The sequence below is a fragment of the Mesorhizobium sp. FG116 genome, assembly GCF_057809835.1.
Genome location: NZ_JBMDKS010000064.1, coordinates 1 through 5,371, shown reverse-complemented (window position 1 = coordinate 5,371; position 5,371 = coordinate 1). Strand labels below are relative to the sequence as shown.

Genomic DNA, 5,371 nt, shown 5'->3' with positions numbered 1-5,371 from the left:
CGCAGGCAAGTGCCGGGGCCATCTTCCACATGCCGATCATCAGCGGGAAGTTCCATGGAATGATCACGCCGACGACGCCGACCGGTTCGCGCACCGTATAGGTCAGCGCATCGGGGCGGGCCGGGATCACCTGGCCGTTGATCTTGTCGGCCATGCCGGCATAGTACACCAGCGTGTCGATCACCGCCGGAAGGTCCTGGCGGCGGATGGCCGAGACCGGCTTGCCCGAATCCAGGCTCTCCAGCATGACCAGCTCTTCCTCATCGCGCTTGATGAGGTCGGCAAGCTTCAGCAAAAGCCGGCCGCGGTCGCTGGCCTTCATGTGGCCCCACTCGCCGTCCAGCGCCTTGCGGGCCGAGCGCACCGCGACATCGACATCCTCGACGCCGGCCTCGGCGACCTGCGCGATCACCTGCTCCGTGGCAGGGTTGACGGTGGTGAAATAGCGTCCCGACAGCGGCTTCACGCGGCGACCGTCGATCAGCAGATCCTGCATCGCCAATGCAGTCATGTCATTCATTGTTGATCTCCCACCTTTATCTCTGTTATCAGGCAGTATTATTCTTGTTATACTAAATGATTAGATAGAAGATTTTCATGTCGTCAACATGAAATATTATTCACAATTTATGAGGTAGCTAGAAAAAATTACATAGATACAAGATCATGTAATATATGAAAAAAATTCATATTGCATTTATGCGACTCCAAGCCTAGCGTGTTGGCTAGGGTGCATGGCAAAAGAAATAATAAATCCATGAATACCGAAGGCATTTGACCGACATGCCTTTATGGGAGGAGGTAATTCGATTTGTATAGATTCCCGCGCACGCGCAATATCGTAGAAACAATGGCGCGAATATTTGCGGGTAATATTTGATCGAATTCGACTTCATTACCTGCTTGTAAGGATCAACAACCATGCATTTGGACATGGCCGCCTGAGGAGGGAGGCGGACAGGGAGCTGTTTCGAAAAAATCCAGCACCAGCTTTCGTTGAATAGCGCATTTCCTGAGGAAAATTACACCCAAGGCAATGCGTATAAAAACACAAACAAAACGATAAATAGTGGAGAAGGAGGAGAAGGTGGCAAGATTAGATTCTGCTGAGCAATTCTCGAAATCTATCATACCAATTCTGGATAGAACCAGAACCGTCGCGAGGCCTGGTTACAATCGTTGGCTCGTTCCGCCAGCAGCGCTTTGCGTTCATCTATGCATCGGGCAAGCCTATGCATTCAGTGTTTTCAATCTTCCGATGACCAAGCTTCAGGGAATAACTGAATCGGCGGCCGGAGACTGGAAGCTGACCGAACTGGGATGGATTTTTTCCATCGCCATGGTGTTCCTGGGATTGTCCGCCGCGATATTCGGCCGCTGGGTCGAAGAAGGCGGCCCTCGCAAGGCGATGTTTACGGCAGGTGTCTTGTGGGCGAGCGGATTCTTTGTCTCAGCTCTCGGCGTGAAATTTCACAACATCTGGCTGATATACTTCGGCTATGGATTCCTTGGGGGCTGCGCGCTCGGCATTGGATATATTTCTCCAGTTTCGACACTAATCAAATGGTTCCCCGACCGTCCGGGCATGGCAACCGGCATGGCCATCATGGGGTTTGGCGGCGGAGCGATGATTGCTTCTCCACTTTCCGTCTGGCTGATGGCGAGATTTGCCACGGCTACCGACGTTGGTGTTCTCAATACTTTCATCACCCTGGGCTGCGTCTACTTCCTGTTCATGATGGTCGGCGCAACTTTGGTGCGGGTTCCGGCCAAGGACTGGAAGCCTGATGGCTACGTGGCTCCGGCACAGCCGAAGAAGCTGATCACGACCAACAGCGTTCACGTCTACGACGCCATCAAGACACCGCAGTTCTGGCTCGTCTGGATCGTGCTTTGCGCCAACACCACCGCCGGCATCGGTGTGCTTGGTCAGGCATCAGCCATGAGCCAGGAAATGTTCCCCGGTGTCATCACGCCGGTTGCGGCGGCTGGCCTCGTCGGCCTCATGAGTATCTTTAACATGGGCGGACGTTTTTGCTGGGCGACGGTTTCCGACTTCATCGGCCGCAAGAACACCTACTTTACGTTCTTCATTCTCGGCATCTGCCTGTACATCACCGTGCCGTTTGCTGCTGGCGTCGGCAATGTGCCGCTGTTCGTATTCTGCTTCCTGATTATCGTCAGCATGTATGGCGGCGGATTCTCCACGGTGCCGGCATACCTGAAGGACTTGTTCGGCGTCAGATATGTCGGCGCCATCCATGGCTTCGTCCTGACTGCATGGTCGGCCGCAGGCATCTTCGGACCGGTTCTGATCAATTACATCCGCGAATACAACATCAACCACGGCATTGCTCAGGCCCAGGCCTACAACGTGACCATGTACATCATGGCCGGACTGCTTGCGCTTGGCTTCGTCTGCAACTTGCTGATCAAGGCAGTCGACAAGCGCTACCATCTCAAAGCCGAAGAATCGAGCGGCTTAGAAGTGGCAGCCCCGGCTGAATGAGGGAGGACAAATCCAATGAGTGACACAATCGTACGCACACCTGCCTGGAAAGTAGCGGCAGCCTGGGTTTTCGTTGGCATCCCGCTGCTGATGGGCATCTTCCAAACGCTCCTCAACGCGATGAAGTTGTTTCAGTAGTTGAAATGGTACTGGGCGGCCCGCTCTTTCCGGCGGGCCGTCTGGAAATCTGCCCGCAGGGAAACCTCGCCGGCACCAGGCTATAACCTTAGCCTAAATGCGAACTGGATTTCCTGTTCGATATCGGGTTCTATTGCCCCGTGCTCTATCGCGTAAGCCTCGACCTACGAACCGCTACCTTGGAGGCAACGGCTGATGGTGCGCATCAATATCGAGGCCACTTGGCATTTTACCAACGAGACGTCACCGCATTCGATGCGGGTTCTGTTGGGCTTTCTGCACGAAGTAAAAGTCTCGGGAACCATAGCCACCGCTGCTGAACACTCCGGCATGTCGTTTCGGCATGCGTGGAATCTCGTTGACCAATGGGCGTCTTTCTTCGGCGAGCCCCTTGTTGAACGCAAGCGCGGCAAAGGTTCAAGCCTTACCGCTCTGGGAAACAAGCTGGTTTGGGCCGACCAGCATTTGAAGGCGCGGCTCGGCCCGCAACTGCACAACATCGCCCAAGAATTGGAGATGGAACTCGCCAGCCTGCTGCCCGATCTGCCGCCACGGATCAGGATTCATGCCAGCCATGGCTTCGCGATTTCAAAGCTGAGCGATTTCCTCGCGAAGATTCCCGATTCCAATATCGACCTGCGCTACATGACGAACCAGGCTTCGCTGGATTCGCTACGGGCGCAGGAATGCGAGCTTGCGGCAATTCACCTGCCGCACGGAGAGCTTAGAAGCAGGTCCGTCGCCGCACTCAAGAAGTGGCTCGACCCTAGCGTCTACTCCGTCATCGGTTTCGTCACCCGCGAGATGGGTCTTTACGTGAAGCGCGGCAACCCTCTTGGCGTCACCGACCTGAGCCAGCTTCGCGATTCCAAAATTGCGTTCGTCAACAGGGACGTCGGCTCGGGCACGCGCTTGCTGTTCGAGCAGCTCCTGGCACAACACAAGATAAACAGCGACGACATCACCGGCAGCCAGGTGGTGGAGCAGACACATGCCGCGGTTGCAGCTCATGTTGCGCGCGGTATGGCCGATACGGGCTTCGGCGTCGAGGCTCCGGCAATCGAGTACGATCTCGACTTCGTTCATATTATCAGGGAAGACTATTTCTTCATCTGCCGCTCGGGCATTCTCAATTCAAGGCCGGTGGAAAAGCTCCGTGAAGTTATAAGCAGCCCCGAATACCGGCGGGCCGTCAACTCGCTGGCCGGCTACGCCGTATCAGACGCAGGTGTCGTCAAGACGGTCAAGAAGTTCTTCAACGAGAACCGGTAGGGTCAGGACCTGGCTCTGCGATGAGATATCTGCCGTGTGATCAGCGGCCCGACAATTGTCCTGCAAGCGGCCCATTTCTCGTCTGCAGGATTTCCAGTTTCCCGGAAAGTGCGCACAGGCACTCACCCTCTTCACCAAGCGCATAGTGGTTGCGCATCGTCCGTGCATCTCGCTTGGTGACCCGTATCAGGCCTTCCCGCTCGGCAAGCTCTGCCAGAACGCGCAGCACAAGCGCATGCGGCACACCCAGCAGGCGAGCAAAGCTGCGGCTGTCATGAGCAATGTCCAACTGCGTGGCAGCCAGCAAACCAGCTTGCAGGCGCGTCAGCCCGCCATCGCAAATCGTCAGCTTGTCGACGGCGGTCAGGAATGCCTCGGGGTCGGGCTCGCTTGCGCTCATGCCGCTTCAAGCTTGCGGAACGACACCATGATGGACTTGGAAGTTGGCGTATCGCTTCCTTCGCCGAAGCTACCCAACGGCACAAGCACGTTCAGCTCCGGATAGTAGCCGGCGACACTGCCGCGCGGGATATCATATGGGACAAAGCGGAAGGACGGGGCTATGCGATCTATGCCGTCATTGTACTCGCCAACGACATCGACCCGTTCACCGGCTTCAGCGCCGAAATCGCGCAGGTCGGCGGGATTGATGAAGATCACCTGGCGTTCGCCGTAGACGCCGCGATAGCGATCGTCGAGGCCATATACGGTTGTGTTGTACTGATCGTGCGAACGAAATGTCTGCAAAGCGAAACGAGCCCCGTCCTTGCGCGCCTTCTGGTGCACCGTTTCTTCCGGCAAGGGACCGCTTGCAAAGGTGGCCTTGCCCGCCGGAGTATTCCATTCCCTATGCGCTGCACTGTTGCGCAGATGGAAGCCGCGCGGCTTGCGAAGGCGTTGATTGTAGTCTTCGAAACCCGGAATGGTTTTTTCGATGAGATCGCGGATGCGGTCGTAGTCGTCGGCAAGCGCATCCCAGTCGACGACGCCGTTGCCGACAGTCGCCGCAGCCATGCCGGCAATGATCGCCACTTCGGACATCAAGTGGCGTGATGCGGGGCGATTGATGCCGCCAGAACCATGGACCATGCTCATCGAGTCCTCGACGCTGACAATCTGTGACTGGCCCTTCGAATTGAGGTCGATCTCGGTTCGGCCGAGGCACGGCAGGATGAAACTGGTCTCGCCCGGCATCAGGTGCGAATGGTTGGGCTTGGTCGCGATGTGGACCGTCAGCCGCTGGCGCGAGAGCGCCTTCGACACCAGAGCGCTGTCCGGCGTAGCGCGCGCAAAATTACCGCCCAGCCCGATGAATGCCTGCGCCGAGCCATCCAGCATCGCGCCGATGGCGCTAAGCACGTTGTGGCCATCCTCACGCGGGACCTCAAACCCCAACTCTGTGTTTTTTCGTGGAATTAGGACCCTGTTCAAGGGGTGATTTTCGTCCAAACG

Annotated in this window: 6 protein-coding genes; 3 read left to right on the top strand and 3 right to left on the bottom strand. The window is 56.5% G+C overall.

Annotated elements, in window-relative coordinates:
- A partial coding sequence (locus tag ACODTY_RS23120; RefSeq protein WP_488996521.1) for an aldehyde dehydrogenase family protein occupies positions 1–520 on the bottom strand: 520 nt, incomplete at its 3' end.
- A gap of 549 nt (positions 521–1,069) precedes the next feature.
- Between ACODTY_RS23120 and ACODTY_RS23115 the strand changes: the two genes are divergently transcribed.
- The 3 genes from ACODTY_RS23115 (at position 1,070) to ACODTY_RS23105 (ending at position 3,919) form a co-directional block, all read left to right on the top strand.
- Complete coding sequence (locus ACODTY_RS23115; protein ID WP_488996520.1) at positions 1,070–2,509, top strand: L-lactate MFS transporter; 1,440 nt, start codon at positions 1,070–1,072, stop codon at positions 2,507–2,509.
- A gap of 15 nt (positions 2,510–2,524) precedes the next feature.
- Positions 2,525–2,647, top strand: coding sequence for an MFS transporter small subunit (locus ACODTY_RS23110; protein ID WP_488996519.1), 123 nt, complete (start codon positions 2,525–2,527; stop codon positions 2,645–2,647).
- Between the two features lie 195 nt (positions 2,648–2,842).
- Complete coding sequence (locus tag ACODTY_RS23105) at positions 2,843–3,919, top strand: substrate-binding domain-containing protein (protein WP_488996518.1); 1,077 nt, start codon at positions 2,843–2,845, stop codon at positions 3,917–3,919.
- Positions 3,920–3,959: 40 nt separating this feature from the next.
- Here the strand turns inward: ACODTY_RS23105 and ACODTY_RS23100 are convergent, their stop codons facing one another.
- Together ACODTY_RS23100 and ACODTY_RS23095 are read right to left on the bottom strand one after the other, a co-directional pair.
- Positions 3,960–4,319, bottom strand: a complete 360-nt coding sequence (locus ACODTY_RS23100; protein WP_488996517.1) for a hypothetical protein — start codon at positions 4,317–4,319, stop codon at positions 3,960–3,962.
- Positions 4,316–5,371: molybdopterin dinucleotide binding domain-containing protein (locus ACODTY_RS23095; RefSeq protein WP_488996516.1), on the bottom strand; the 1,056-nt coding region annotated here is incomplete at its 5' end. The genes ACODTY_RS23095 and ACODTY_RS23100, both read right to left, overlap by 4 nt.

Excerpts from the sequence above, each read along its gene's own strand:
- ACODTY_RS23110 (WP_488996519.1), top strand. The coding sequence starts at position 2,525 with ATGAGTGACACAATCGTACGCACACCTGCCTGGAAAGTAGCGGCAGCC.
- ACODTY_RS23105 (WP_488996518.1), top strand. The coding sequence starts at position 2,843 with ATGGTGCGCATCAATATCGAGGCCACTTGGCATTTTACCAACGAGACG.
- ACODTY_RS23100 (WP_488996517.1), bottom strand. The coding sequence starts at position 4,319 with ATGAGCGCAAGCGAGCCCGACCCCGAGGCATTCCTGACCGCCGTCGAC.